Annotated in this window: 24 protein-coding genes; 7 read left to right on the forward strand and 17 right to left on the reverse strand. The window is 70.1% G+C overall.

Translation table 11 applies throughout. The features are described 5' to 3' along the window. The first annotated feature begins 15 nt into the window (after positions 1-15). Positions 16-480, forward strand: a complete 465-nt coding sequence (locus tag GH740_RS08040; RefSeq protein WP_153745609.1) for a GNAT family N-acetyltransferase — start codon at positions 16-18, stop codon at positions 478-480. 106 nt (positions 481-586) lie between these two features. On the opposite strand, the gene GH740_RS08045 is transcribed toward GH740_RS08040, so the two are convergent. The 3 genes from GH740_RS08045 to GH740_RS08055 form a co-directional block, all read right to left on the reverse strand. Further along, positions 587-1189, reverse strand: a complete 603-nt coding sequence (locus tag GH740_RS08045; RefSeq protein ID WP_367641118.1) for a histidine phosphatase family protein — start codon at positions 1187-1189, stop codon at positions 587-589. Between the two features lie 97 nt (positions 1190-1286). Next, positions 1287-2333 carry an aldo/keto reductase gene (locus GH740_RS08050; RefSeq protein ID WP_153745611.1) on the reverse strand — a complete coding sequence of 349 codons (1047 nt, stop codon included), beginning with the start codon at positions 2331-2333 and terminating at the stop codon, positions 1287-1289. Positions 2334-2556: 223 nt separating this feature from the next. Further along, entirely contained in the window at positions 2557-4818 is a 2262-nt protein-coding gene (locus tag GH740_RS08055) for a polyribonucleotide nucleotidyltransferase (RefSeq protein ID WP_153745612.1), read from the reverse strand. 332 nt (positions 4819-5150) lie between these two features. Between GH740_RS08055 and GH740_RS08060 the strand changes: the two genes are divergently transcribed. Both GH740_RS08060 and GH740_RS13870 read left to right on the forward strand, forming a co-directional pair. Then, positions 5151-5336 carry a DUF5302 domain-containing protein gene (locus GH740_RS08060; protein WP_153745613.1) on the forward strand — a complete coding sequence of 62 codons (186 nt, stop codon included), beginning with the start codon at positions 5151-5153 and terminating at the stop codon, positions 5334-5336. A 29-nt stretch (positions 5337-5365) separates the two neighbouring features. Then, positions 5366-5533, forward strand: coding sequence for a hypothetical protein (locus GH740_RS13870; protein ID WP_172978335.1), 168 nt, complete (start codon positions 5366-5368; stop codon positions 5531-5533). Positions 5534-5545: 12 nt separating this feature from the next. Here the strand turns inward: GH740_RS13870 and GH740_RS08065 are convergent, their stop codons facing one another. The 4 genes from GH740_RS08065 to rpsO all read right to left on the reverse strand — a co-directional run bounded on the left by GH740_RS08065 (position 5546) and on the right by rpsO (position 8867). Beyond that, the gene (locus tag GH740_RS08065; protein WP_153745614.1) at positions 5546-6193 is read right to left on the reverse strand and encodes an FMN reductase; all 648 of its coding nucleotides are present in this window, start codon (positions 6191-6193) and stop codon (positions 5546-5548) included. Next, positions 6190-7416: an LLM class flavin-dependent oxidoreductase gene (locus GH740_RS08070; protein ID WP_172978336.1), complete on the reverse strand. Its 1227-nt coding sequence runs from the start codon at positions 7414-7416 to the stop codon at positions 6190-6192. Before GH740_RS08070 ends, GH740_RS08065 begins: the two co-directional genes overlap by 4 nt. 79 nt (positions 7417-7495) lie before the next feature. Beyond that, positions 7496-8359 carry an alpha/beta fold hydrolase gene (locus GH740_RS08075; protein WP_153745615.1) on the reverse strand — a complete coding sequence of 288 codons (864 nt, stop codon included), beginning with the start codon at positions 8357-8359 and terminating at the stop codon, positions 7496-7498. A gap of 238 nt (positions 8360-8597) precedes the next feature. Further along, positions 8598-8867: a 30S ribosomal protein S15 gene (rpsO, locus tag GH740_RS08080; RefSeq protein WP_153745616.1), complete on the reverse strand. Its 270-nt coding sequence runs from the start codon at positions 8865-8867 to the stop codon at positions 8598-8600. Between the two features lie 190 nt (positions 8868-9057). Here rpsO and GH740_RS08085 point away from each other — a divergent pair, with 190 nt between their 5' ends. Further along, positions 9058-10356 (forward strand): MFS transporter, encoded by a 1299-nt coding sequence (locus GH740_RS08085; RefSeq protein ID WP_153745617.1) that lies wholly within the window; start codon positions 9058-9060, stop codon positions 10354-10356. A 54-nt stretch (positions 10357-10410) separates the two neighbouring features. On the opposite strand, the gene GH740_RS08090 is transcribed toward GH740_RS08085, so the two are convergent. Together GH740_RS08090 and GH740_RS08095 are read right to left on the reverse strand one after the other, a co-directional pair. Next, positions 10411-10974, reverse strand: a complete 564-nt coding sequence (locus GH740_RS08090) for a YceI family protein (protein ID WP_153745618.1) — start codon at positions 10972-10974, stop codon at positions 10411-10413. A gap of 136 nt (positions 10975-11110) precedes the next feature. After that, the gene (locus GH740_RS08095) at positions 11111-11479 is read right to left on the reverse strand and encodes an FKBP-type peptidyl-prolyl cis-trans isomerase (protein ID WP_153745619.1); all 369 of its coding nucleotides are present in this window, start codon (positions 11477-11479) and stop codon (positions 11111-11113) included. A gap of 343 nt (positions 11480-11822) precedes the next feature. On the opposite strand from GH740_RS08095, the gene GH740_RS08100 reads away from it, so the two are divergent. After that, complete coding sequence (locus GH740_RS08100; RefSeq protein WP_153745620.1) at positions 11823-12665, forward strand: type IV toxin-antitoxin system AbiEi family antitoxin domain-containing protein; 843 nt, start codon at positions 11823-11825, stop codon at positions 12663-12665. Positions 12666-12774: 109 nt separating this feature from the next. Here GH740_RS08100 and GH740_RS08105 read toward each other — a convergent pair whose 3' ends face one another. Next, a complete protein-coding gene (locus tag GH740_RS08105) occupies positions 12775-13950 on the reverse strand; it encodes a PrsW family intramembrane metalloprotease (RefSeq protein ID WP_153745621.1) in 1176 nt (391 codons plus the stop codon). Between the two features lie 56 nt (positions 13951-14006). On the opposite strand from GH740_RS08105, the gene GH740_RS08110 reads away from it, so the two are divergent. Next, a complete protein-coding gene (locus GH740_RS08110; RefSeq protein WP_153745622.1) occupies positions 14007-14873 on the forward strand; it encodes a fumarylacetoacetate hydrolase family protein in 867 nt (288 codons plus the stop codon). Positions 14874-14922: 49 nt separating this feature from the next. On the opposite strand, the gene GH740_RS08115 is transcribed toward GH740_RS08110, so the two are convergent. From GH740_RS08115 to GH740_RS08135, 5 genes are all read right to left on the reverse strand, one after another. Beyond that, entirely contained in the window at positions 14923-15453 is a 531-nt protein-coding gene (locus GH740_RS08115; protein ID WP_153745623.1) for a DUF4190 domain-containing protein, read from the reverse strand. An 83-nt stretch (positions 15454-15536) separates the two neighbouring features. Further along, positions 15537-17006: an aspartate ammonia-lyase gene (locus tag GH740_RS08120; protein WP_153745624.1), complete on the reverse strand. Its 1470-nt coding sequence runs from the start codon at positions 17004-17006 to the stop codon at positions 15537-15539. Positions 17007-17114: 108 nt separating this feature from the next. Beyond that, entirely contained in the window at positions 17115-18029 is a 915-nt protein-coding gene (locus tag GH740_RS08125; protein WP_153745625.1) for a phosphodiesterase, read from the reverse strand. 34 nt (positions 18030-18063) lie between these two features. Then, on the reverse strand, positions 18064-18399 hold the full coding sequence (locus GH740_RS08130; protein WP_153745626.1) for a peptidase: 336 nt from the start codon (positions 18397-18399) through the stop codon (positions 18064-18066). Further along, the gene (locus tag GH740_RS08135; RefSeq protein WP_367641126.1) at positions 18396-19931 is read right to left on the reverse strand and encodes an anion permease; all 1536 of its coding nucleotides are present in this window, start codon (positions 19929-19931) and stop codon (positions 18396-18398) included. Before GH740_RS08135 ends, GH740_RS08130 begins: the two co-directional genes overlap by 4 nt. A 171-nt stretch (positions 19932-20102) precedes the next feature. Between GH740_RS08135 and GH740_RS08140 the strand changes: the two genes are divergently transcribed. After that, on the forward strand, positions 20103-22232 hold the full coding sequence (locus GH740_RS08140) for a S9 family peptidase (protein ID WP_367641127.1): 2130 nt from the start codon (positions 20103-20105) through the stop codon (positions 22230-22232). A 224-nt stretch (positions 22233-22456) separates the two neighbouring features. Here the strand turns inward: GH740_RS08140 and GH740_RS08145 are convergent, their stop codons facing one another. Together GH740_RS08145 and GH740_RS08150 are read right to left on the reverse strand one after the other, a co-directional pair. Next, complete coding sequence (locus GH740_RS08145; protein ID WP_153745628.1) at positions 22457-23485, reverse strand: ATP-dependent 6-phosphofructokinase; 1029 nt, start codon at positions 23483-23485, stop codon at positions 22457-22459. Between the two features lie 94 nt (positions 23486-23579). Next, a complete protein-coding gene (locus GH740_RS08150) occupies positions 23580-25739 on the reverse strand; it encodes a DEAD/DEAH box helicase (protein WP_153745629.1) in 2160 nt (719 codons plus the stop codon). Positions 25740-25864: the final 125 nt, after the last annotated feature.

Here is a 25864-nt window from a genome sequence, read left to right on the forward strand (position 1 = left end):
CCGTAGGCTCGTCACATGGTGTCGCTGTCCCCCGTACCCGTCGACGATCCCGTGGCCCGAGCACTGCTCGACGAGTATGTGGCGATGCGGGCGGCGGCGTTCCCGGGGACGTACACGCCGGCGCACCCGCCGCGCGCGATGTTCGAGCCGCCGAACGGGGTGTTCCTCGTGGTCCGCGGCGACGACGAGGAGCCGGTGGGATGCGGCGGCATCCGGCGCCTCCCGGACGGGCCGGCCGGCATCCGCTACGAGGTCAAGCACCTGTTCCTGGAGCCCGCAACCCGCGGCCGCGGGTGGGGGCGCCTGCTGCTGGATGAACTCGAACGCTACGCGCGGGGGTGGGGAGCGGTCGAGCTCGTGCTCGACACCCACCACACGCTGGAGGCCGCGGGTGGCCTGTACGCGTCATCCGGGTTCGTCACGATCGAGCCGTACAACGACAACCCCAACGCGACGCGCTGGTACGGGAAGACGTTGTAGCTCAGCACTCGACCCAGAACACCCGAATGTCCGTCCCGGGGTGCCGCATCGCGGTGCTCATGCGGCACGACGGGACGGGAACTCCGTATCGCGGACCGGCAGATGCTCAGACCGGCAGCGGCTCGGGCAGGCCGGTCTGCAACTCGAACGGCAGGTGGGCGAGGTCGTTGTGGGTGACCAGGCTCCACGGGCGGCCGTTCTTCTGCGCGATGACGGTGAGCCCGCAGTGCGCCTGGTTCAGCGTCATCCAGCGCCACTCCGGCATCTGCAGCACCTCGCGCACGAACCAGCTGATCACGAAGTTGTGCGTGATCAGCAGCTCGTGGACCTCGCCGGGCTTGCGCACCAGGAACGCGCTGACGGCGTCGCTCATCTGGGCGCGGCCGGCCTCGATCTCGGCCTCGGTCACCGAGCCGAAGAACGGCTCGTACACCGCGGGCGTCTCGTCGGTCATCCCGGTCGGCACGCAGTCGAACAGGAGCGCAGAGGGCTGAGGATCGACGGACGGAAGCCGGTCGGCGACCGCGCGTGCGGTCTCGGCCGCCCGCTCGAGAGGAGAATGCCAGACCGCCGACAGCGGCAGTCCCGACAGCCGGTCGGCCAGCGCCTCGGCCTGCCGTCGGCCGCGCGCCGACAGCGGTCCGTCGGCCACTCCCTGTTCGGCGTCCTGGTGCTCACCGTGCCGCACGAGGTAGATGTAATGCGTCACGCCGTCTCTCTCTTCATCGGGAGCTTGCAAGGCCCACGGGCCCTGCTTCCACCCTATGCGAGGTTGGCGGCTGCGGCGCCGCGACGAGCGGATCCGTTCAGTCGGCGGCGCGAGAGATCTCGGCCAGCTGGGCGCGGCTGAGCCGGATGCCGACACCCTGCACCAGCTCGTCCACGTGCGCGGGAGCGAAAGCGTTCACGATGGGCGCGGTCACTATCCGCTGGGCGAGCAGCCATGCGACCGCGACCGCCGCCTGCGGCACCCCCAGCTCGGCACCGATGGCGTCCAGGGCCCGCAGGGTGCGGCCGCCGCGCTTGTTCATGCTCGAGGCGAGCTGCCGTCCGCGCACGGAGCGCCCGACATCGGTGCGCGTTCGATGGCGGCCGGCGAGGAAGCCGTGCTCTAGCGCGTGCGACGGCGTCACCGCCATCTGCTGCGCGCTCGCGACGAGGCGCAGGTCGCCGGTGAAATCCTGCCGGCGCAGCATGTTGTACGGCACGTCGAGCACCGTGATCCGCGGGTAGCCGGCGGACGCGAGGATGCGGGCTTCCACCAGCTGCTCCGCGGTGAACCCGTATGCCCCGATGGCACGCGCCTTGCCCGCCTCCACCAGCCACTCTGCGGTGGCCAGCGTGTCCTCCACGGCGGCGAGTCCGTCCGACGCGTTCAGGTAGAGCACGTCGATCCGGTCGGTGCCCAGACGGGTCAGGGATGCCTCGACCGCCCGGACGAGGTTGACCGGGTCCATTCCGGGGTTGTCCGGGTGCGCGCCGACGCGGATCGCGAGGACCATCTCGTCGCGGATGCCGCGGGTGCGCAGCCACTCGCCGATGATGTGCTCGCTGCGACCGCCGGCGAAGCTGTCGGACGTGTGCACCGCGTTGCCCCCGCGCGCCCGGTACGCGTCCAGGATCGAGTGACTGGCCGGAAGGTCGACGGTCCACCCGAACTCCGCGCCCCCCAGAAGGAGCGGGAACGCCGACAGCCCGGTCTCGCCGAGACCGATGCGGACCTGCGCGCCGACCGGTTCGCCCTGCACGGGGATCGGTGCGGACGGATGCGCCGAGGCGAGGGCTTGTCCCGGCTCGGTCGACGCCCGGCGCTCGCTGTGCGCCAGGATCTCGGACCCGTCGCCGATGGCCATCCTCGTCCCCCTCACGAATCGTCCCGATCCGCGGTTTCGCTGCGCGCCCCCGGCGCGTACTTCGAGGGTAGGTCACCCCTGCGACATCCCCAGACCGGGAGGCAACCGTCCGATAAACATTGCATAACTGTTTGATCACAGCTCGGCCCAGGCCTCGCACCGGGCCGCCCGGAAACGACGGATGCCCGCCCCGCGAGGGGACGGGCATCCGATCGGACCTGGCTCAGGCGTCGGCGGGAGCCTCGGCGGGCGTCTCCTGGTCGGCGGCCTCCTCGAGGACCGGCTCCAGCGACAGCTTGCCGCGGTCGTCGATCTTCGTGATGCGCACCAGCACCTTCTGGCCGACCGAGAGCACGTCGTCGACGTTCTCCACGCGCTTGCCGCCGGTGAGCTTGCGGACCTCGCTGACGTGCAGCAGTCCGTCCTTGCCCGGCAGCAGCGAGATGAACGCGCCGAACGTCGCGATCTTCACCACGGTGCCGAGGAACTGCTCGCCGACCTCCGGGTTCGTCGGGTTCGCTATGGCGTTCACCTGGGCGCGCGCGGCCTCCGCCGACGGGCCGTCGACGGCGCCGATGTAGACGGTGCCGTCCTCCTCGATGGAGATGTCGGCGCCGGTCTCGTCCTGGATCGCGTTGATCGTCTTGCCCTTCGGACCGATCAGCTCGCCGATCTTGTCGACGGGGATCTGCACGCTGATCACGCGGGGCGCGGTCGGGGCCATCTCGTCGGGCGCGTCGATCGCGGCGTTCAGCACGCCGAGGATCGTGATGCGGGCGTCGTGCGCCTGCTTCAGCGCGGCCGACAGCACCGACGACGGGATGCCGTCGAGCTTCGTGTCCAGCTGGATCGCGGTGACGAACTCGCTCGTGCCGGCGACCTTGAAGTCCATGTCGCCGAGGGCGTCCTCGGCTCCCAGGATGTCGGTCAGCGCCGCGTAACGGGTCTCGCCGTCCACCGTGTCGGAGACCAGGCCCATCGCGATGCCGGCGACCGGCGCGCGCAGCGGCACACCGGCGTTCAGCAGCGACAGCGTGGACGCGCAGACCGAGCCCATCGACGTCGAGCCGTTGGACCCGAGCGCCTCGGACACCTGACGGATGGCGTACGGGAACTCCTCACGCCCCGGCAGCACCGGCACCAGCGCCCGCTCGGCGAGGAACCCGTGGCCGATCTCGCGGCGCTTGGGGCTGCCGACCCGGCCGGTCTCACCGGTCGAGTAGGGCGGGAAGTTGTAGTGGTGGATGTACCGCTTGTGCGTGACCGGCGACAGCGAATCGATCTGCTGCTCCATCTTCAGCATGTTCAGCGTGGTGACACCCAGGATCTGGGTCTCGCCGCGCTGGAAGATGGCCGAGCCGTGCACGCGCGGGATGACCTGCACCTCGGCGTCCAGCGGACGGATGTCGGCAAGGCCGCGCCCGTCGATGCGCACACCGTCGGCGAGGATGCGCCCGCGGACGATCTTCTTCGTGACGGCCTTGTACGCGGCCGAGAACTCGGACGCGGCGATCTCGTCGAGCGTGCCGTCCGCGATCGCGGCCGACAGCTCGTCCTTCACACGGTCCTTGATCGCGTCGTCGGCATCCTGCCGCTCGATCTTGTCGGCGATCTGGTACACGCCCACCAGCTCGTCGTGGGCGCGCTGCGCGACGAAGTCGTACGTCGCCTGCGAGTAGGGAAGGAAGACCGGGTAGGACTGGATCTCCTTCGCGGCGGTGCGCGCCACGACGTTCTGCGCCGCGACGAGCTCCTTGATGAACGGCTTGGCAGCCTCCAGGCCGCCGGCGACGACCTCTTCGGACGGCTTGGTGGCGCCGCCCTTGATGAGGTTCCAGCTGTGCTCGGTGGCTTCGGCCTCGACCATCATGATCGCGACATCCCCGTCCGGAAGCACGCGGCCGGCGACGACGAGGTCGAACACGGCATCCTCGAGGAGCTTCGCGTTCGGGAACGCGACCCACTGGTCCGCGTGCTCGCCGTGACCGGGGACCAGCGCCAGGCGCACGCCCGCGATCGGGCCGGAGAACGGCAGACCGGAGATCTGCGTGGACAGTGACGCCGCGTTGATCGCGAGCGCGTCGTAGAACTCGCCCGGTGCTATCGACAGCACCGTGATGACGATCTGCACCTCGTTGCGAAGTCCCGTCACGAACGACGGACGCAGCGGGCGGTCGATCAGGCGGCACACCAGGATGGCGTCGGTCGAGGGGCGGCCCTCGCGGCGGAAGAACGAACCGGGGATCTTTCCGGCGGCGTAGGAGCGCTCTTCGACGTCGACGGTCAGCGGGAAGAAGTCAAAGCCTTCGCGGGGGTGCTTGCCGGCGCTGGTGGCCGACAGCAGCATGGTCTCGTCGTCCAGGTAAGCGGCGACGGAACCCTGCGACTGCTGGGCGAGGCGTCCGGTCTCGAACCGGACGGTGCGGGTGCCGAAGCGGCCGTTGTCCAAAACGGCCTCGGCGGCAGTGATCTCAGGACCTTCCAAGAGGTCTCTCCTTCTTTGTTTAGACTCGCCCGCGCGTTTCGCGCACGAGTGAAGCGAAGGAGCGGGAACGGGCAGATATCAGCGCGCGCCGACGCCATGACGTGCACAGCGTCGCCGCGAGGGCCGCTAGCGCTGGTCACCAGTAGAAGATCACCCTCCACGCGGAGAGGAACCCACCACAGGAGACCAGCTTTCCGCCGGCCTGCTCCGTGAGCTCGATGTTCGATTGAACGGATGCCGTATGGCAGCCTTCACGAGCCTATCAGGGGTTCCTGATTTAGCATCCTCTCCACGGGATGGCGGGTGTCCCGCACCTCGCCTAGGGTGGGGGCATGAGCGACGATGACACCGCGCAGTCCGCGGCATCCGATGAGATGAAGCGCAAGTTCCGCGACGCGCTCGAGAAGAAGAACGCCCGCCAGCGCGACGGCCAGAAGCACCTGGACGGGCAGGGCGCCGTGCACGAGCCGCACGGGCGCGCCGGCCAGAAGCGCGAGTTCCGCCGCAAGAGCGGCTGATTCCTGCGGCGAAGGGAAAGGGGAGCACGATGAGCGATTTCCGTGATATCGACCCCGACGACGAGCGCGAGGTCCCACTCGAAGACGAAGCCGAGTTCGACCCGCCACCGGCGACGATCGATCCCGAGGAGCGCGTCGAGCAGGACGGGGACGTCGAGGACGAGATCGACGAGTTCGAGGGCGGCTTCGAAGGCTGAGACCGCCGGCGTTCACTCCTGCTTCGTGCCGCCCAGCAGCTGCGCGAACGAGTCCGCGCCGTTCAGGTAGGTCGCCGGGTCGTACGGATCGGAGCCTGTCGCTGTGTCACGCCGGGCGATGGCGTCGGCGAGCTCGGCGGCGCCCTTCTTGATCCGGGCCGGCAGCGTCGCGACCTGGTCGCCGGTGCCGCCCCAGTCTGCGCTGGCGGCGAACACCCCCGTCGAGACGGCGTCGGCGTGCAGGTAGGCGAACAGCGGGCGGATCGCGTAGTCGATGGCAAGCGAGTGCCGCGGTGTGCCGGCGGTCGCTCCGATGAGCACAGGCGTGCCGATCAGCGACTCGGTGTCCAAGACGTCCACGAACGACTTGAACAGACCGGAGTAACTCGTCGAGAAGATCGGCGTCACGGCGATGACGGCGTCGGCCGAGACCACCGTGTTGATCATCGACTCGAGCCCGGCAGGCGCGAACCCCGTGAGCATGGCGTTCGTGATGTCGTGCGCGTAGTCGCGCAGCTCGAACGCATCGACGGACGCCGGGATGCCGCGCTCGGCCAGCTCGGCCACGACCGCCGCGCCCAGTCTGTCCGCGAGCATCCGGGTCGACGACGGGGTGGACAGGCCGGCGGAGACGACGGCGATCCGCCGGGCGGCGCTCATCGCCCACCGCCCAGGCCGAAGGCGGCGCCGGCGGGCGCGGGGGTGTCCTGGTACGGCGAGCCACCGGTGACGTTGTCGCCGCGGTTCGCGTTCGGGCGGGGCTCGCGCACCGGTCCGTCGCCGTAGGCTGCCGCCACGAGCGCGGTGTGGGTCGGGGCATCCGGGACCTCCGCCGGGCGATTCTTCGCGAGCTCACGCCGCAGTACCGGGACCACCTCGCCGCCGAGCAGGTCGAGCTGCTCGAGCACTGTCTTCAGCGGCAGTCCCGCGTGGTCCAGCAGGAACAGCTGCCGCTGGTAGTCGCCGAACAGATCCCGCATGCCGGCGTACCGGTCGATGACCTGCTGGGGCGAGCCGACCGTCAGCGGCGTCATCTGCGTGAAATCCTCCATCGCCGGACCGTGGCCGTAGACCGGGGCGTTGTCGAAGTACGGTCGGAACTCGTTCACCGCGTCCTGCGAGTTGCGGCGCATGAACGCCTGGCCGCCCAGGCCCACGATCGCCGTGGACGGCGCCCCGTGGCCGTAGTGCTCCCACCGCTGCCGGTACAGCTCGATAAGGCGCTGGTAGTGCTCGGCCGGCCAGAAGATGTTGTTCGCGAAGAAGCCGTCGCCGTAGTACGCCGCCTGCTCGGCGATCTCGGGAGTGCGGATCGATCCGTGCCACACGAACGGGGGCACGCCGTGAAGGGGTCGCGGCGTGGAGGTGAAGCCCTGCAGCGGCGTGCGGAATTTGCCGTCCCAGTCGACGACATCCTCCCGCCACAGCCGGTGCAGCAGCGCGTAGTTCTCGATCGCCAGCGGCAGCCCCTGACGGATGTCCTTGCCGAACCAGGGGTACACCGGGCCGGTGTTGCCACGGCCGAGCATCAGGTCCATCCGGCCGCCGGAGACGTGCTGCAGCATCGCGTAGTCCTCGGCGATCTTCACCGGGTCGTTCGTGGTGATCAGCGTCGTCGCCGTCGAGAGGATCAGCCGCTCGGTCTGCGCGGCGACCGCGGCCAGGAGCGTCGTCGGGCTCGACGACCAGAACGGCGGGTTGTGGTGTTCGCCGATCGCGAAGACATCCAGCCCCACCTCTTCGGCGTGCTTGGCGATCTGCAGGGTCGCCCGGATCCGCTCGCCCTCACTCGGGGTGATCCCGGTGGTCGGGTCCTGCGTGATGTCGCTGACCGAGAACAGTCCGAACTGCATCTCGGTGCCGGTCGTGCCGGTCTCGCTCATGGGAGTCTCGCTTTCGGGATGCCGCGACATCCGATTCTATGCAACTGAATGTATACGGTGAAACGCGCACGCGCCCGGATTATTCCCGGAACAGGCGGACCAGGTCGCGGGAGAACCGGTGCGGCGCGGTCTCCACCGGAGCATGACCGCCGGGGTACAGGGTGAGCCGCGCGCCGATGCTGTGCGCGTACGCGCGGTGCTGGGCCAGCGGCCACAGGTCGCGCCGCCCGACCGCGACGAGCTTGGGATGCCGGAGTGCGGCCAGGTCCGCGGTGACATCCGGGGTGTGCATCATGATCCTCATCACGTCGTCGACGCAGCCGCGCGGGATCCGGGCCAGGCGCTCGCGCACGAATTCGATCCGGCGGGTGGGCTCGCGGTTGAGGTTGTAGCGGATGCCCCACAGGATCAGGCCCGCGGCGCGGTGCGGGTCCATGTCGGAGAGCGGGCCGATGTGCGCGACGCCGCGGAACACCTGCCCGGTGGCCGGCGGCGACGCCAGCAGCGTGAGCGTGCGCACGAGGTCGGGCCGCGCGACGGCGACCAGCTGCGTGAGCAGCCCGCCGAAGCTGTAGCCGACGACGTGCGCGGGGGACGGGTCGGTCTGCAGCACCGCGATCAGGTCGTCCCGGTACTGGGCGAGGTCGTAGCGCTCGCGCAGCGGTCCGGCGCCATCGGACTCGTAGTGCCCGGCGAGGTCGAACGACTCGACGCGCAGCCCCTCGTCCGCCAGCAGCGGGAACACGCGGACGAAGTCCTCCTTGGACCCGACCAGGCCCGGCACCAGGACGACGCGCGGTGCACCCGCGGGGCCCAGGCGCACGCGGGCCAGCGCGCCGCTGGGCGCGTGCACGGTGTCGCGGACGGTGCCGGCGGGAAAGACGTGCCAGTCGATGTCGGCGAGCGCCAGGTCGCGGCGTGCGTCCTCGTCGGTCGTCGTCATCGCGCCTCCTCGCTGACCGAGGCTATCGCGGCGCTCCGGGTCAGCTGAACAGGCGCGCGACGCACTCTGCGTGCGCGCGGGATCGCGAAGAGCGCCCGCCCCACCTGCGCGCGGCACGACGAAGGCCGCCCCCGTCCACACGGACCCGGCGACATCGCCAGGCGATGTGCGAGCCTCCGGTGCGTGGCCGGGAACGGCCTTCAAGAAGTTCGGTGCGATTGAACGCTGGTGCGCGAGCTTATCGGCGAAGCCCCAGGCGCTCGATCAGCGAGCGGTAGCGCGCGATGTCGATGTCCTGGAGATAGCCGAGCAGACGACGGCGCTGACCGACGAGCAGGAACAGGCCACGACGCGAATGGTGGTCGTGCTTGTGCTCCTTCAGGTGCTCGGTCAGGTCCTTGATGCGCTGCGTCAGCATCGCGACCTGCACCTCAGGGGAACCGGTGTCACCCGGGTGCGTCGCGTACTCTTCGATGATCGCCTTCTTGACCTCTGCATCCAGTGCCATGTAGCGGTCCCCTTTCTCGTCGTTGCGCGGTGCCCGACGCCTTCTGCGTGAGCTCTCTTCATCCGCGGCCGATCGAACGGCAACCGAGCCAGTCTACAACATCCCCCGCCCGCCCCCGGGCCGGCGGATGCCGTCATGCGGCCGGGAACCGATAGCCTTCCCTGGTGCGGCGAGGAGTGCGGGCCCGGTGATGGCGAGACTGAGCCGCGAGCATTTCGTCGACCTGCGCCCGCTGACCACCTCCCCCGCGTTCGCGCGGATGTGGGCGGGTTCCACGCTGTCCGGCCTCGGCGGGCAGCTGACCCTCGTCGCGGTGATGCTGCAGATGTACGCGCTGACCGGCGACACCTTCGCGGTGTCGATGATCGCGGTGGCCGGTCTCGTGCCGATGATCCTTGCGGGGCTGTACGGCGGGATGCTCGCCGACGCGTTCGACCGGCGCGCCGTCGCGCTGCTCGCGGCATCCGTGACGTTCGCGTCCACGTTCGTGCTGGCCGTGCTCACCTGGGGCGGCTGGGAGACGCAGTGGTGGCTGTACGCCCTGAGCATCGTGAACGCGGCGGCGAACTCGATAGTGATGACCGCGCGGATGGCGATAGTGCCGCGGCTGCTTCCAGTGACCCTGCTGCCGGCGGCGTCGGCGCTGAACGGCATTGCGTTCGGCCTCATGGTGATGGCGGGACCGGCACTGGCCGGCGTGCTGGTGGCGACCACGGGCTACGCGTGGACGTACACGATCGACGTCGTGCTCATGACGTCCCTGTTCCTGGGGTTGTGGACGCTGCCCTCGATCCGCCCCGAGGGGACGACCGTGCGGCCCGGACTCGAGTCGCTGCGCGACGGGTGGCGGTTCCTGCGGCGCGCGTCCAACATCCGCGCCCAGTACCTGATGGACATCACCGCGATGACGTTCGGGCAGCCGCTGACCCTGTTCCCGGCGATCGGCGCGGTGCTGCTGGGCGGCGGTGCCATCACGACCGGCGTGCTCACGGCCGCGGTCGCGGCGGGCACGCTGCTGTCAAGCCTCTTCTCCGGGCCGATCGGACGCGTGCGCCACCACGGACTCGGCATCGAGCGAGCCGTTATCGCGTACGGCGCGGCGATCGCGGCGTTCGGGCTCGTCCTGGTGGCCGCGAACGCCGGCTGGTTCGCTCCCCCGCGGGCGGACGCGAACATCGCGCTGATCTGTGCGGCGGCGGTGCTCCTGGCGTGCTCCGGCGCGGCCGACAACATCAGCTCGATCTACCGGAACACGATGATGCAGTCGGCGGTGCCCGACGTCATGCGCGGCCGGCTGCAGGGCATCTTCGTCGTGGTGGTCGCCGGCGGCCCCCGGGTCGGCGCCCTGTACGCCGGAGCCCTCGCGACGTTCACCACGCTGTGGTTCCCGCCGCTGCTGGGCGGGCTCATCGTCATCGCGCTGGTGGCCACGCTCGCACGGTTGCACCCGCGGTTCCGCGCGTACGACGCGCTGAATCCCCAGCCCTGATACGACGAAAGGCGGATGCCGCAGCATCCGCCCTTCGTGTCGACGAGCCGCGAATCAGGCCTGCAGAGCGCCCTGCAGGTCGAGCTCGATCGTGACGTCCTTGCCGACCAGCACGCCGCCGGTCTCCAGCGCGGCGTTCCAGGTGAGGCCGAAGTCCTCACGGTTGATGACAGTCTTCGCCGTCGCGCCGGCCTTGTAGTTGCCGTACGGGTCGGCGCCGAACCCGCCGAAGTCGAAGTCGAAAGTGACCGGCTTGGTGACGCCGCGGATGGTGAGGTCGCCGTCGACGAGGAAGTCGCCGTCGTCGACGCGCACGCCCGTCGAGCGGAACTCCATCGTGGGGTGGTTCTCGGTGTCGAAGAAGTCGGCCGAACGCAGGTGACCATCCCGGTTCTGGTCGTTCGTGTCCAGGCTGGTGACGTCGACGCTGGCCTCGACGCGGGCCTGCAACGGGTTCTCCGGCGCGTACAGCGTGGCGCTCTTGACGCCGAACGTGCCGCGGACCTTGGAGATCATCATGTGGCGCACGCTGAAGTGGACCTCGCTGTGCGCGGGGTCGAGCACCCACGTGCCGGGCTTGTATCCTGCGATCTCGGGGGTGATCGTGGTGTCGGTCATGTCCGTCCTTCTGGGTCTGGCAGCGCCCCTGCGACGCCAACAGAGGTGTGTAACGGACCGACATCCAAGTCTATTCCTGTGAATAGGAAAAAAGATGGATGCCCCGGCGGGGCATCCATCTTCATGGTTCGGGCGCTCAGCCTACGGCGATCAAGTCGATCACGAAGATCAGGGTCTTCCCGCCCAGGAAGTGGCCGCCGGCAGGTCCGTAGGCCAAGTGCGGCGGGATCACGAGTTCGCGGCGGCCGCCGACCTTCATGCCCGGGATGCCGTCCTGCCATCCCTGGATGAGGCCGCGCAGCGGGAACTGGATGGACTCGCCGCGGTTCCACGACGAGTCGAACTCCTCGCCCGAGTCGAACTCGACGCCGAGGTAGTGCACGGTGACGGTGTCGCCGGCCTTCGCCTCGTCGCCGTCGCCGACGATGAGGTCGCGGATGACGAGGTCGGACGGTGCCGGCCCCTGGGGGGCGTCGATCTCGGGCTTCGTGCGGTTGTCTGTCATCCCCCCATCCAACCCGACGCACACGGTGCGGTCAAAGCCGGCAACCCTTGACCCGGTCGGGGGCCCGTGTCATCCTGATATCAGGTCAACTCAGCGCTCGGTAGACACGCAGGCATCGCCGCGGCACCGGGCGCTGAGTCTTGGATCGGGCGTCGCCGAAACAGGCGATGCGGCCAGAACAGGCACTTTTCCGGCGACATCCGCCTGTTCCCGCCCCATCGCCTGTTCTCGCGACGGCGGCGTCGGCGCATCGGCGCCTCCCCAGGCGGCGCTTCCGGGGCTGTTGTCCACCGATCCGCGGATCGGCGCCGGGTGAGGGGCCTCGGTGCGGGATGCTGACGCGATGTCCGGCATCCTTTTCACCGAATGGCTCGCCCACCATCACGGCATAGCGCACAGTTCCCAGGCGCGGGCGGCCGGGTTCTCATATCGCGATGTGGCCGCCGCCGTGGACCGCGGCGTGGTGCGACGGATCCGGCGCTCGTGGCTGGTCGCCGCGTCGTGCGACGAGCGGCGCCGGGCCGCTGCCGGCGTCGGCGGCCGCGTCACGTGCGTCAGCGCCGCCGAACTGCACGGGATCTGGGTCCCCGAGCACGCCGGGACGCACCTGGCGGTGCCCCACCATCAGTCCCGGATCGACACGACCGGTCCCACGTTGCACTGGGGCGCGGGTCCCGTGCCGGCCGCCGTCACCGACATCGACGATCCGCCCCTGAACATGCTGTTCCACACCGCGCGGTGCCTGGATCGCCGCGACGCCCTCGCCGTGTGGGAATCCGCGGTCCGCACGGGCCTCGTGATGCGAGAGCATCTGCCCCGCGTCCGATGGCATAGCAAGACAGCGGACGAGCTGGCCCGCGTGGTCGGCGCGCTCTCGGACTCGGGCTTGGAGACGGCTTTCATCGACGGCATCCGGCCCTACCGCCTCCCGCTGCGGCAGCAGGCGTTCGTCGCCGGGCACCGGGTCGACGTGCTGATCGGCGATCGGCTGGTCATCCAGCTCGACGGATTCCGCCACCACAGCTCCGCCGCCGACCGCCGCCGCGACATCCGTCACGATGCCGAGCTCGCGCTGCGCGGGTACACCGTGCTGCGGTTCGACTATTACCAGGTGATGTTCCTGTGGAGCGAGGTCCTTGCGACCGTGCTCGGTGCCGTCGCGCAGGGAGTGCATCTCGCCCGTTGAACGTCCCCACCGTCGCCAGAACAGGCGACGGGGCCAGAACAGGCGGATGTCGGGGAGAAGGCGCCTGTTCTGGCGCCATCGCCTGTTCTCAAGACACCGCCGGCGCGCCTCACGGGGCGAACAGGGCCTGCCGGGCGGCATGGGTGCGCGCAAGCAGCGCCTGCTGGTCGGCCGCGGCGCCCGGGTCGCGGCCGGTGGCCATCCGCTGCCGCACGGCGGCGAGCGCCGCGGCATCCGCGATGAAGTCCTTCATCACGGCGGTCCGATCACCGCGCAGCGTGCGGGCCCACGCCAGCGCCGCCCGGCGGCCTCGGGGCGTCGCGAGCATGTCCACCTCGGCGACCGTGAACCACCCGGCCGCCGCGTACTCCCCGAGACGCTTCCGGGTGAGCCGCCGCTCCTCGCGGCGCAGCAGCAGAATGCCGAGGATGAAAAGGACGAAAAGCGGCACCTGAAGCGTGACGTACAGACCGAAGAAGTCCAAGAACAGTGCGGAGCCGTTCCACAGCGCGTGCAGCAGAGCCGCCCCGGCCATTCCCAGCATCCACGTGGCCACCACGTCGCGCGCCGCCGCCCCGCGTCGGGCGGCCAGTCCCACCGCGAACCCGGTGATGCTCGCGAACATCACGTGCGCGAACGGGGAGAGGATGCCGCGCAGGATGAACGTCGTCGTGAGCTGCTGCGCGCCGCCCTCGATCATGCTCACGGCGAAGTACTGGATGTTCTCGGTGAACGCGAAGCCTGCCGCTATCAGCGCCCCGTACACGATCCCGTCCACCGGCCCGTCGAACGCGCGCCGCGCGGTGAGGAAGATCACGAGCACGCCGAGGCCCTTCGCGAACTCCTCGACCACGGGCGCCTGGACCACCGCGTGCAGCGCCTCGGCCGCGGGCGAATCGGCCGCGCCGAACAGCTCCCGCAGCACGAGGTCGACACCCAGGGCGATGCCGACCGCGGCTATGGCGCCCCACGCGAGGGCGAGGACGATGAGGCTGCGCGGTTCGGGCTCCCACCGGTCGATGAACCGGACGGCCAGGAGCACGGCCCCCAGGGGCAGCAGCGCGATGACCATGCCGGCGATCGAGGCGCCCGGCCCGAGCGCCTGGAGGAAGTAGGCGACCAGCGCGACCAGCGCCACCGCGAGGAGCGCGAACAGCCACGGCACCGCGCGGCGGCCCTTCGTCGCAAGCGGAGGAAGGGACGGTGCGGGGACCGCCGGTGCGGCGGGTGCCGCGCCGGCGGGCGCGCCGTCGCCGGCGCGCGCGAACGGCGACGGGAACGACATGGCGTTCAGCATAGGGGCCGCCGCGTGGGCACGGGACTCGACGGTAGCCTGAAAGGATGCGCTTCGCCCATGTCACCGTCCCCGGGAACCCCCATCCGATACTGGCTTTCGTGCAGGACGGGCAAGCGCATCCCGTCCGGGACATCGTGCCGGACGGACCGACGCGCCTGCAGGACCTCATCGCCGGCGGCGACCGGCTCCTGGATCGCGTGCGCGACGCGGCCGACACCGCCGCCGATGGGGTGCCGCTGGACGACGTCCGGTTCGCGTCGGCCATCCTCGACCCGCCGGTCGTGCTCGCGGTCGGCCTGAACTACGCGGCGCACGCGAGCGAGCTGAGCCTGAAGGCCGACACCGCGCCCACGGTGTTCACGCTGTGGCCGAACTCCCTGAGCGGTCACGAGGCGACCACGGCGTGGCCGCGGTCGCTGAGCGAGTCGATCGACTACGAGGCCGAGCTCGGCGTCGTGATCGGCCGCGACGCGAAGGACGTCGCCCCCGCGGACGCACTGGACCATGTCTGGGGGTACACCGTCGTGAACGACATCACCGCCCGCGACATCCAGTTCTCCGAGGCGCAGTGGTCGCGCTGCAAGTCGTTCGACGGGTTCACGCCGACGGGGCCGTTCGTGGTCACCGCCGATGAGATCCCCGACCCGCAGGACCTGCACATCTGGACGGTCGTGGACGGGCACCGGGTGCAGGATGCCTCGACCGGCCAGATGATCCGCCCGGTGTCGGCGCTCGTGTCGCACCTGTCGACGGCGGCGACCCTGCTGCCGGGAACGCTCATCTCGACGGGCTCGCCGGGCGGCGCCGGCTACTCGCGCGAGCCGCAGATCTTCCTGCGCGACCGCTCCACCGTCACCGTCGCCGTGGACGGCATCGGGGAGCTGACCACGCACTGCCGCATCCTGGACTGAGCGCGACGAAGGCGGCGGGCCGCAGCCACGCCGCCTTCGCTACGATGCGTCAGGAGCCGCTGCTGTGGAACTGCGAGCACTGGAACGGGATGCCCCAGATGGTCGTGACGCCGTTCGGGTCGGCCAGGCACGTCTGCGCGGCGCCGGCGAAGGACGCGAAGAACGCTATCGCCAGGATCAGCACGACGATCGACAGGACGGTGAGGATGGCGCCGATGATGATCGCCGCGACCGCCAGTCCGTTCTTCTGACCGGCCCGGCGACTCTGCACGAGGGCGACGATGCCGAGGATGAGACCGACCACGGCCGTGATGCTGGTGACGAATCCGAGCAGGGAGAGGATGAAGGCCACCAGGCCCATCGTCTTGCCGGGGTTCTCCGCGGCCGGCGCCTGCCCGTACGCCGGTGCCTGCGGGTACGCGGCGGGCTGGCCGTAGGCCGGTGCCTGCGCGTATGCCGGCGGCGGGGCGTACGCGGGCGCGGCGGCGGGCTGCTCGCCGGGTGTCGGCTGCGCGGGCGGTACCGGGGGCTGTGACGCCGGCGGCTGCGGATCGTTCTCGGAGTCGGGGACGTTGGTCATGGGACACCTCCGGTAGGCGGTTGAATGCCTCCACGCTAGTGGCGTCGGGTCCCCGACGGTATCCCCGTCGCCGGGGTGTCGGATCAGACCGTCTCGTCGACGACGTCCTCCGCCGCCACCACGACCGGGATCGCCGCCGTCATCGTCTCCAGGCCCGACAGGCGGGCCGGCGAGATCTGCTTCATGACCTCGTCGCGGGTCATCAGTCCCGCCTCCACCACCAGGTCGGCGATGTTGTGCCCGGTCAGCAGCGCCGTCTTGGCCAGGGCCGCCGAGGCCGCGTATCCGATGAACGGGGTCAGCGCGGTGACCACACCGACCGAGGAGCCGACCATGGCGCCCAGTCGCTCGCGGTTCGCGGTGATCCCCACGACGCAGTTCACGCGCAGGGTCCACATCGCCTGGCGCATCCAGGTGATGGACTGGAAGATCGAGTGCGCTATCACCGGCTCGAAAGCGTTCAGCTGCAGCTGGCCGCCTTCGACCGCCATCGTGACGGTGAGATCGGCTCCGGCAACCGAGAAGGCCACCTGATTGACGACCTCGGGGATCACCGGGTTGACCTTGCCGGGCATGATCGAGGACCCCGCCTGCATCGCCGGCAGGTTGATCTCGCCCAGGCCCGCCTGCGGGCCGGAGGACAGCAGCCGCAGGTCGTTGCAGATCTTGGAGAGCTTGATCGCGCTGCGCTTGAGGGATGCCGAGAACGACATGAACGAGCCGGTGTCGCTCGTGGACTCGACCAGGTCCGCCGCGGTGGCGAGGTCCAGGCCCGTGATCTCGCGCAGGTGCCGCAGCACGGCCGGTGCGTAGTCGGCGTGCGTGGTGATTCCGGTGCCGATCGCGGTGGCGCCCATGTTTATCTCGTAGAGGAGGTACGCGTTCTCGTTCAGGCGCTGCAGGTCGTAGCCGAGCGTCGTCGCGAACCCGTGGAACTCCTGGCCCAGCGTCATCGGCACGGCATCCTGCAGCTGCGTGCGGCCGACCTTGAGGATGTCGTGGAACTCGGCGGCCTTGTCCAGGAACGCGCCGCGCAGCAGGTCCAGCTCCTCGAGCAGGCTCTTCAGCGTCAGCGACAGTCCTATCTTGATCGCCGTCGGATAGACGTCGTTCGTGGACTGGCTGCGGTTCGTGTCGTCGATCGGACCGAGGAACGCGTAGTCGCCCTTCTCGCGCCCGGCCAGCTCAAGCGCGATGTTGGTGATCACCTCGTTCGCGTTCATGTTCGTCGAGGTGCCCGCACCGCCCTGGATGACGCCCACCACGAACTGGTCGTGGTACTTGCCGTCGATCACCAGCTGCGCGGCCCGGTCGATGAGGTCGGCCTTCTCGGTCGACAGCACGCCGATCTCCCCGTTCGCGCGGGCCGAGGCCTGTTTGACCATCGCGAGAGCACGCACGAAGTCGCTGTAGACGGAGATCGGCCGCTTCGCTATCGGGAAGTTCTCCAGGGCCCGGGCGGTGTGAATGCCCCAATAGGCGTCCGCCGGGATCTCCATCGAGCCGAGTGAGTCGGTCTCGGTGCGTGTGCGCATCGTTGCGTCCAATGCCATGTTCTTGCGTCCTTGTGGGTCACAGCGGAGTCGGGATGCTCCGAGCCTACCCGCCCCGCGCACCACTGCCGTTGTACACGGCGTACAGTGCGGGCGGTCGTTCTGTCCTCAGCGGCGGTCGGGTTTGCGGGAGAACGCCTCGAGGCGCTCGGCGGGGCTCAGCGCCGCCATCCGCTGCGCCCACGCTTCGTCGAAGAAGTCCGCGGTGGGCGCGTCCACGACGGGGACCACGGCGTGCGTGATGGTGTCGTCGTAGACGTGGACGAGGTGGAAGGACTGCCCGGCATCCATGCCGTTGACCCGGAGCGCGGGGCGGGCGAGGTTCATCGTGTAGCACGTGGCGGCCGCGACGCTGACGTCGACGCCGGCGAACATCCCGTGCGTGGAGTAGTGCAGGTGCCCGGCGAGGATGCCGCGCACATCGGTGCCGGCGATCGCGTCGGCCAGCCGGTCCTGATGCCTCAGTTCGAGGATGTCGAACAGCGGCAGATGGCTCGGCAGCGGCGGGTGGTGCATGGCGAGCAGGGTCCCCAGCGGCGCCGGGGTCGCCAGCACGTCGCGCAGCCACGCGAGCTGCGCGTCGTCCAGGTCGCCGTGGTGCCAGCCGGGGACGGACGTGTCCAGGGCGAGAAGGCGCAGCCCGCCGAGGTCCCATTCTCCGGTCACCGGCTCCAGCGTCGGCGCTCCGCCGAGGAGGCTCGCACGCAACTCGGGTCGTTCATCGTGGTTGCCGGCCACCCAGACCAGGGCGGCGTCCAGGCGTGCGGCCACCGGTTCGACGGCGGCCTTCAGCGCCGCGTACGCCTCCGGCTCGCCGAGGTCGGTGAGATCGCCCGTGAACAGGATGGCGTCCGGGCGCACCGCGAGATTCTCGATCGCCGCGAGGGTGCGCTGCAGGTTCGATGCGGTGTCGTAGCGGCCGCCGAGGCGCCGGTCGCCCCCGAGCAGGTGGGTGTCGCTGACGTGCACGAGAGTGCGCAGAGGCGGCGGGTACGACCCGAATCGGACGGCGGCGGCATCCATCCCCTCAGCCTAGGGGCCACCTCCTCGGTGGCGGTCAGTGGTTGAACACGATGAGCAGGATGCCGCCGAGCACGGCGAGTCCGCACAGCGTGAACGACCCGCACGCACCGATGAACGCCACCGTCTTCTGCCCGGTCGTGAGCGGGCTCTTGCGCGCGGCCTTCGCGGCCGCCTTCGCGGCGCGGGCGGACGCCTTCGGCGTGATCACGGTGATGGCGTCGGTGAACTCAGCCGGGGCGACGACCGGCACGCGCCCGGCGCGCACCAGCAGCCGCAGCCCTATCGCATACAGCCCGACCACCAGCAGCCCGCCGACCAGCGCGACCATGAACACCTGGAGGAACGCGAACCAGTCGATCGAGATGCTCATTCCGCGTCCTTCCCGGCCGACGTCGGCTGCACACTCGTGACGGACTCACCGGGGCGCCCGGCGGTGGCGGCATCCCGTCGGGTATCCGCGGTGCCGGACGTCTTGGCGCCGCTCTTCGTGGCGCCGCCCTTCGTGGCGCCGGACTTCTTCTTCTTCGCGTCGACCTTCTTCTTCGCGTCGGCCTTCTTCTGCGCACTGTCCGACTTCTTCGCGTCGGCCTTCGCCTTCGCCTTCTTCTCGGCGCGGAACCGCGTCTCCTCCTCGGCGCGGCGGCGCTCGCGCTCCCGCTCCTGCGCCTTGCGGCGGGCCTTCTCCTCGGCCTTGCGGCGCTCTTGCTCGCGGATGATCGCGCGCTGGCGGCGGGTGGGCGGCGGGTTCTTCTTGACCTTCACGGCACGGCCGGACTCGGCGACATCGCTCATGGCGTTCGACGCCGTGACCCGGGTGCTGCGCGACCGCGCGAAAAGCCCGATGATGACGGCGAGCGCGAGCAGCGCGTCCGCGAGGATGCCCCACGGTCCGAGCCACCGCACGATGAGGGCCGCGAACGCCCCGACCGCGCCGGCGGCGGGAAGGGTCAGCAGCCACCCGAGGGCGATGCGGCCAGCCATGCGCCACCGCACCTTCGAGCCGCGGCGCCCCAGTCCCGAGCCGATCACGGAACCGGAGGCGACCTGCGTGGTCGACAGCGCGAAGCCGAGGGCGCTGGAGGCCAGGATCGTCGCAGCCGTCGAGGTCTCGGCGGAGAACCCCTGCGCGGGCTTGACATCGGTCAGGCCCCGGCCGAGCGTGCGGATGATGCGCCATCCGCCCATGTAGGTGCCGAGCGCAATGGCTATGGCGCACGCGAAGATCACCCAGACCTGCGGATCGTCGTGGCTCGGGTCCTGCATCCCGCCCATGATCAGCGCGAGCGTGATGATGCCCATCGTCTTCTGCGCGTCGTTGGTGCCGTGCGCGAGAGCCACCATCGACGAGGTGAGGATCTGGCCCCACCGGAATCCGCTGCGCCCGTCGGGCTTGCCGTCGTAGCGGCGGGTGAGCGCGTACGCCATCCGGGTGATGAGGAACGCTATCAGGCCCGCGGTCAGCGGCGAGATGATTGCCGGCAGGATCACCTTGCTGAGCACGACGCCGAAGTCGACGCCGATGCCGCCGAAACCGACGAGCGTGGCGCCGATGAGGCCGCCGAACAGGGCGTGCGACGAGCTGGACGGCAGGCCCAGCAGCCACGTCAGCATATTCCAGGCGACAGCGCCGATAAGGCCCGCGAAGATCAGCGGCAGGAACGCCTCATGGCTTATCTGGTCCTCGCGGATGATCCCGTGCGAGACGGTCTTGGACACCTCCGTGGACAGGAACGCGCCGACGAGGTTCAGCATCGCCGCCAGCGCCACCGCCACCTTCGGCTTGAGCGCGCCGGTGGCGATGGGCGTCGCCATGGCGTTGGCGGTGTCGTGGAATCCGTTGGTGAAATCGAAGAACAGTGCCAGTGCGACGACCAGCACGACGATCAGGGCTGCGGTTTCCACCGTTCGCTTTCCGGGGTCGGGGAGAGGGGGATGCCGACGGGATCGGCGGTGCGAACGAAGAGTTCACGGAGCGGACCGGCCCCGGCTACCCGGGCCTGGGGAAATCCTCTCACGATCGCGCGGCATCCGAGAACCGGCGCCGTCCGGGCCCGGCGACTAGCGTGGTCTACCGTGACCGATCAGAAGGCCGCGATCGCGGCATCCTCCTCCGCACCCATCGCCGCCCGCCGTCCCGCGACGCGCACGCATCACGGCGACGCGTTCGACGACCCGTACGAGTGGCTGCGCGCGAAGGACGATCCCGAGGTCACCGCGCTGCTGACCGCCGAGAACGCGTACACCGAGGAGCGCACCGCGCACCTGGCGGGACTGCGCGAGCGGATCTTCGGCGAGATAAAGGACCGCACCCAGGAGACCGACCTGTCCGTGCCGACCCGGCGCGGCGGGTGGTGGTACTACGGACGGACCGTGGAGGGCAAGCAGTACGGCATCCAGTGCCGCGCCCCGCTCGCCGGCCCCGACGACTGGACGCCGCCGGAGCTCGCGCCGGACGTCGAGGTGCCCGGGGAGCAGGTGCTGCTGGACGCGAACGTCGAGGCGGACGGGCACGAGTTCTTCTCCCTGGGCAGCTTCGAGGTGTCCGACGACGGCGCCCTCATGCTGTACGGGGTGGATGTCGCCGGCGACGAGCGGTACACGCTGCGGGTGCGCGACCTGCACGGCGGGACGGACCTGCCCGACGTCATTCCGGACACTTTCGCGGGGGCGTCCTTCTCGCCGGACGGCCGCTTCGTCGTGTACACGACGGTGGATGACGCGTGGCGGCCGGACACGGTGTGGCTGCATGAGCTCGGCACGCCGGTGGACGCCGACGCGCAGCTGTTCCACGAACCCGACGAGCGGTTCTGGGTCGGCGCGGGGTTCACCCGCAGCGAGAAGTACCTCGTGATCGGGGTCGGCTCGTCGATCACGAGCGAGGAGTGGCTGCTGGATGCCGCGGACCTGCGGGGGCAGCCGCGTGTGGTGTGGCCGCGGGTCGAGGGCGTCGAATACGACAGCGACCATGCCGTCGTGGACGGCGAGGACGTGCTGTACATCCTGCACAACGAGGGGGCTGTGGACTTCGAGCTCGTGCGGGTCGCGGCATCCGACCCCTCCGGCGCCCGTGAGGTCGTCGTCCCGCACGAGCCCGGCCGGCGGTTGCTGGGCCTGTCCACGTTCCGGGACTGGGCGGTCCTGGGCTACCGCCGCGAGGGACTCGCGCGCCTGGGCATGTTCGACTACGCGACGGCCGCGGTGCGCGAGCTCGCGTTCGACGAGCCGCTGTACGCCGCCGGCACCGCGGGGAACCCGGAGTGGGCGCCGCCGGTGGTCCGCCTCGGCTATGCGTCGTTCGTGACCCCCGGCACCGTGTACGACTACGACGTGGCCAGCGGGCAGATGCTGCTGCGCAAACGCCAGCCGGTGCTCGGCGGGTACGATCCCGCGGACTACGACCAGGACCGGGTGTGGGCGACGGCGGCCGACGGGACCCGGGTGCCGGTGTCGCTCGTGTGGAAGCGCTCGTTCGGCCGGCCCGGCGACGCGCCGCGTCCGGTGCACCTGTACGGATACGGATCGTACGAGCACTCCATCGAGCCGGGGTTCTCGGTCGCGCGACTGAGCGAGCTGGACCGCGGAGTCGTCTTCGCGGTCGCGCACGTGCGCGGCGGCGGGGAGATGGGGCGGCAGTGGTACGAGGACGGCAAGCTGCTGCGCAAGCGCAACACGTTCACGGACTTCGTGGACTGCGCGCGGCACCTCGTGGCGGCGGGGATCACGACCCCGGACCGGATGGTGGCCGAGGGCGGGTCGGCGGGCGGTCTGCTGATGGGCGCGGTCGCGAACCTCGCACCGGAGCTGTTCGCCGGTGTGCTGGCCGACGTGCCGTTCGTGGATGCGCTGACGACGATCCTGGACCCGTCGCTGCCGCTGACGGTGATCGAGTGGGACGAGTGGGGCGACCCGCTGCACGACGCCGACGTGTACGCGTACATGAAGTCGTACACGCCGTACGAGAACGTGCGGGCGGGGGTGGCGTATCCGCGGATCCTTGCGGTCACTTCGCTCAATGACACGCGCGTGCTGTACGTGGAGCCGGCGAAGTGGGTGGCGCGGCTGCGCGAGGTCGGCGCGGACGCGCTGCTGAAGTGCGAGATGGTGGCCGGGCACGGCGGCGTCAGCGGCCGCTATAACGCGTGGCGGGAGCGTGCGTTCGAGCTCGCGTGGCTGTTCGACGTGCTCGGCGTCGCCGACGCCTGACCCACCCCGAACTCCGCGAGGCATCCCCCAACTCCGCGAGGCATCCCCGAGATCCGCGAGGCATCCCTCAAACTCGCGAGACATCCCCGAAATCCGCGAGGCAGCCTCCCCTGCCGCAGGGATGCCTCGCGAGTTTGAGGGATGCCTCGCGAGTTTGAGGGATGCCTCGCGAGTTTGAGGGATGCCTCGCGAGTTTGAGGGATGCCTCGCGCGCGAGAGAGGGGTCAGCCGAAGAGGGCGGCGGCCTCGTCGTAGCGGTAGCGCGGGACGGTGTTCAGCTCGCCGAGCGCTTCCGCGAACGGCACCCGCACGATGTCGGTGCCGCGCATCGCCAGCATCTGCCCCCATCCACCCTCCACGACCGCGTCGGCGGCGTGCAGCCCGAGCCGCGTCGCGAGGACCCGGTCGAACGCGGACGGCGAGCCGCCGCGCTGGATGTGCCCGAGGACCGTCGAGCGCGTCTCGATCCCGGTGATCCGCTCGATCTGGGGCGCGAGGACGTCGCCGATCCCGCCGAGTCGCGGCCGGTTGAACGCGTCCAGGCCCTTGTCGCTGTACGCCTCGTCCATCCCGGTCAGCGTGAACCCCTCCGACACCACGACGAGAGGGGCGCGACCGCGGTCGTGCGCCTTCGTCACGAGGTCGCAGATCTCGTCGATCGACATCGGCACCTCGGGAATGCAGATGGCATGCGCCCCGGCCGCCATTCCCGCGTGCAGCGCTATCCATCCGACGTGCCGGCCCATCACCTCGGCGATCATGCATCGCTGATGCGAGTCGCCGGTGGTGCGCAGCCGGTCCATCGCATCGGTCGCTATGTTCACGGCGGTGTCGAACCCGAACGAGTAGTCGGTGGCCCGCAGGTCGTTGTCGATCGTCTTCGGCACGCCGAGCACATTCAGGCCGTCCTTCGCCAGCCGATCCGCGGCGGCCAGAGTGCCCTCGCCGCCGATGGCGATGATGCCGTCGATCCGGTGCCCGTACAGGGTCTTGGCGATGTTCTCCGCCCCGCCGCGCGGCCCATCGTACGGGTTCGTGCGGCTCGTGCCGAGGATCGTCCCGCCCACCTTGGACAGGCCCTTGACCTCGTACCGGGTCAGCGGGAAGAAGTCGCCCTCCACGACGCCGCGCCAGCCGTCGCGGACCCCCACGAACTCGAGATCGTACGCCGTGGTGCCCTTCAGGACCGTGCCCCGGATCACCGCGTTCAGGCCCGGGCAGTCGCCACCGCTGGTCAGGATGCCGATCTTCATGCTTCGTCCTTCATCGAAAAGGGGAGGGATGTCGGCGACGCTGCCGAGATCGACACTAGCGCCGCAGCCGACGACATCCCGCCTCGACGACCGGCTACTCCGCGCCCAGCGCCTGCCGGGTCAGGTGCATGAGCGCCGCCAGCTGCACCGAGTCGCTCGAGGTCTCCTCGACCGCGGCGCCGTCCAGGGCGCGCGCGGCCAGACCCTGCTTCGAGTCGATGAGCTCGGCGATCTTCGTGTCGATCGTGTGCGCGGCGATGATCCGCCACGCGGTGACCGGCTCGTCCTGGCCGATGCGGTGCACGCGGTCGATGGCCTGCGTCTGCTCGGCGGCCGTCCAGCTGAGCTCGGCGAGCACGACGTTGGACGCGGCCTGCATGTTCAGGCCGACACCCGCCGCGGTCAGCGAGCACACCGCCATCCCCACCGAGGGGTCGTTGTTGAAAGCGTCGATGGCGTCCTGACGCGCCGGGGTGGACTGGTCCCCGCGGATCGAGACGGACTTGAGGCCGGATGCCGCGAAGTGCTGCTCCGCGGCATCCATCACGTCGATGTGCTTGGCGAAGAACACCACCTTGCCGACCGACCGGTGCAGCTGCACCGCGTAGTCGGCGGCCAGCAGCGCCTTGGCCTGGCCGATGCGACGGACCATCGTGAAGACGTTCTCGGTGCCGGCGCCGGCGGCCTTGGACTCCTCGAGCTCGTTCTGTGCGACGAGCCGCACGATGTCGTCGTCCACCTCGCCGGGGGCCAGGGCCAGGCCCCGGTCGCCGCGCGCCTGGATGATGCGGCGGTAGCGGGCCGCGAGGCGCTCGCCGAGTTCGCGCTCGGCCTGACGGATCGAGCGGCCGTATTCGTCGTCCAGCTCGACCGGGAGGTCGGCGATGAGCTTGTCGGGCAGGTCCTTCGCGACATCCTTCTTCTTGCGCCGGACGATCCCCATCGAGATCACGGCGCTGCGCGCCTCCGGGTAGAACGCCTTGTCGGCGGGGGTGAGGCCGGTCGCGTCGAGCTTGGCCATCAGCTCGGGGCCCGGCTTCTGCCCGGTCGTCCAGCCCAGGAACCGCCAGATGGCGTCGAAGTCCTCGACATCGTTGATCAGGGGCGTGCCGGTGAGGGCCAGCAGCAGCGGGTCGCGCACCTGCTCGCGGATACGGGTGGCCAGCGCGAGCACGTTCTGCGAGCGCTGCGACGTGAGGTTCTTGATGAAGTGCGCCTCGTCGACGACCATGCCCTTAAGGCCGATCTGGCCGAGCCAGGACAGGTGCCGGTCGAGGATCTCGTAGTTCACGATGAACACGTCTGCGAAAGCGTCGATGTCCTCGCCGTCGCCGGAGACGACGGTGGCGCGACGCTGCGGCGTCCACCGCTCGACCTCGCGGGCCCAGTTCATCTTCACGACGTTCGGCACGACAGCCAGCAGCGGGTACGCGCCGGCGACGGATGCCGCGAGCACCGACTCCGCCGTCTTACCCAGTCCCGGCTCGTCGGCGAGCAGGAACGTGCGGTGCCCGGCGCGCACAGACTCGAGGAACCGCGACTGGTGCCGCATGATCTCCAGGCCCTTCGGCGAGAGACGGTCGAACTCCGGCATCTCGGGCAGGTCCATCGTGGCCGCTCCCCCGCCGGCGCCGGATTCGAACGCCTTGTAGAGTGGGCCCATCAGCTCCCAGCTGTCCAGGCGCCGTCGGGGCGTGGCCCCGCCCGCGTGCAGCGCGAGGTCGGGGGCCAGGAACGGGTTCGACTCGCGGCGCGCCTCGATCTGGGCCGGGACGACCTGGCGCTCGGCCAGGGCGGCCGGCACCACGGGCGCCTGAACCGGCGCCACGTCGGTGATGATCAGCTCGTCGGGCGCGAGCTCGGCACCCGACTCGAGCAGCCAGTCGCGGCGCATGCGCTTGGCGACCGGGGAGGTGGCCTGGTCGGCCTCGAGCAGCTGGATCAGCGACGTGTCGCGCGCGGCGGTCTTCGCGAGGATCGTGGCGACCCCGTCGAGCCTCTTCAGCAGTTCGGCGCGCACGCCGTCGGCCAGGTCCGTGTCGGCCTTGACCCGGGCGCGCTCCTCGCGGACGAGGAACGCTATCACCTGGAACTTGACGCGGTTCGTGGGTCCGAGCTTGCCGCGCTGGGCCTTGGCTTCGACCTCGCGGACCTTGCGGGCGAGGATCGGGATGATGGGCGCCTCGTCCTCCCGGTGCGCCGACGACGTGCGTCGGCGTGCGGACGGCTTGGTGGCGGTCGCCGTGGTCGGCATGCTCCTCCTGAGCGTGGATGACCGGTCGGCCCGCTGGGCGCCGGATCGGTTCTGCAGCCTCCGCGGACGAGTGCAGACGGGCGCGGAGTGGGCGGGCGTGCGGCGTACCTCGCTTCAGCGAGTGC

The sequence above is a fragment of the Microbacterium sp. SYP-A9085 genome (assembly GCF_009649635.1).
In the GTDB taxonomy this organism is placed as follows: domain Bacteria; phylum Actinomycetota; class Actinomycetes; order Actinomycetales; family Microbacteriaceae; genus Microbacterium.

Excerpts from the sequence above, each read along its gene's own strand:
- GH740_RS08145 (WP_153745628.1), bottom strand. The coding sequence starts at position 23,485 with ATGAAGATCGGCATCCTGACCAGCGGTGGCGACTGCCCGGGCCTGAAC.
- GH740_RS08060 (WP_153745613.1), top strand. The coding sequence starts at position 5,151 with ATGAGCGACGATGACACCGCGCAGTCCGCGGCATCCGATGAGATGAAG.
- GH740_RS08120 (WP_153745624.1), bottom strand. The coding sequence starts at position 17,006 with ATGGCATTGGACGCAACGATGCGCACACGCACCGAGACCGACTCACTC.
- GH740_RS08090 (WP_153745618.1), bottom strand. The coding sequence starts at position 10,974 with ATGACCGACACCACGATCACCCCCGAGATCGCAGGATACAAGCCCGGC.
- GH740_RS08040 (WP_153745609.1), top strand. The coding sequence starts at position 16 with ATGGTGTCGCTGTCCCCCGTACCCGTCGACGATCCCGTGGCCCGAGCA.
- GH740_RS08085 (WP_153745617.1), top strand. The coding sequence starts at position 9,058 with ATGGCGAGACTGAGCCGCGAGCATTTCGTCGACCTGCGCCCGCTGACC.
- GH740_RS08065 (WP_153745614.1), bottom strand. The coding sequence starts at position 6,193 with ATGAGCGCCGCCCGGCGGATCGCCGTCGTCTCCGCCGGCCTGTCCACC.
- GH740_RS08050 (WP_153745611.1), bottom strand. The coding sequence starts at position 2,333 with ATGGCCATCGGCGACGGGTCCGAGATCCTGGCGCACAGCGAGCGCCGG.
- GH740_RS08110 (WP_153745622.1), top strand. The coding sequence starts at position 14,007 with ATGCGCTTCGCCCATGTCACCGTCCCCGGGAACCCCCATCCGATACTG.
- GH740_RS08115 (WP_153745623.1), bottom strand. The coding sequence starts at position 15,453 with ATGACCAACGTCCCCGACTCCGAGAACGATCCGCAGCCGCCGGCGTCA.
- GH740_RS08105 (WP_153745621.1), bottom strand. The coding sequence starts at position 13,950 with ATGTCGTTCCCGTCGCCGTTCGCGCGCGCCGGCGACGGCGCGCCCGCC.
- GH740_RS08100 (WP_153745620.1), top strand. The coding sequence starts at position 11,823 with ATGTCCGGCATCCTTTTCACCGAATGGCTCGCCCACCATCACGGCATA.
- GH740_RS08130 (WP_153745626.1), bottom strand. The coding sequence starts at position 18,399 with ATGAGCATCTCGATCGACTGGTTCGCGTTCCTCCAGGTGTTCATGGTC.
- rpsO (WP_153745616.1), bottom strand. The coding sequence starts at position 8,867 with ATGGCACTGGATGCAGAGGTCAAGAAGGCGATCATCGAAGAGTACGCG.
- GH740_RS08095 (WP_153745619.1), bottom strand. The coding sequence starts at position 11,479 with ATGACAGACAACCGCACGAAGCCCGAGATCGACGCCCCCCAGGGGCCG.
- GH740_RS13870 (WP_172978335.1), top strand. The coding sequence starts at position 5,366 with ATGAGCGATTTCCGTGATATCGACCCCGACGACGAGCGCGAGGTCCCA.
- GH740_RS08150 (WP_153745629.1), bottom strand. The coding sequence starts at position 25,739 with ATGCCGACCACGGCGACCGCCACCAAGCCGTCCGCACGCCGACGCACG.
- GH740_RS08070 (WP_172978336.1), bottom strand. The coding sequence starts at position 7,416 with ATGAGCGAGACCGGCACGACCGGCACCGAGATGCAGTTCGGACTGTTC.
- GH740_RS08075 (WP_153745615.1), bottom strand. The coding sequence starts at position 8,359 with ATGACGACGACCGACGAGGACGCACGCCGCGACCTGGCGCTCGCCGAC.
- GH740_RS08125 (WP_153745625.1), bottom strand. The coding sequence starts at position 18,029 with ATGGATGCCGCCGCCGTCCGATTCGGGTCGTACCCGCCGCCTCTGCGC.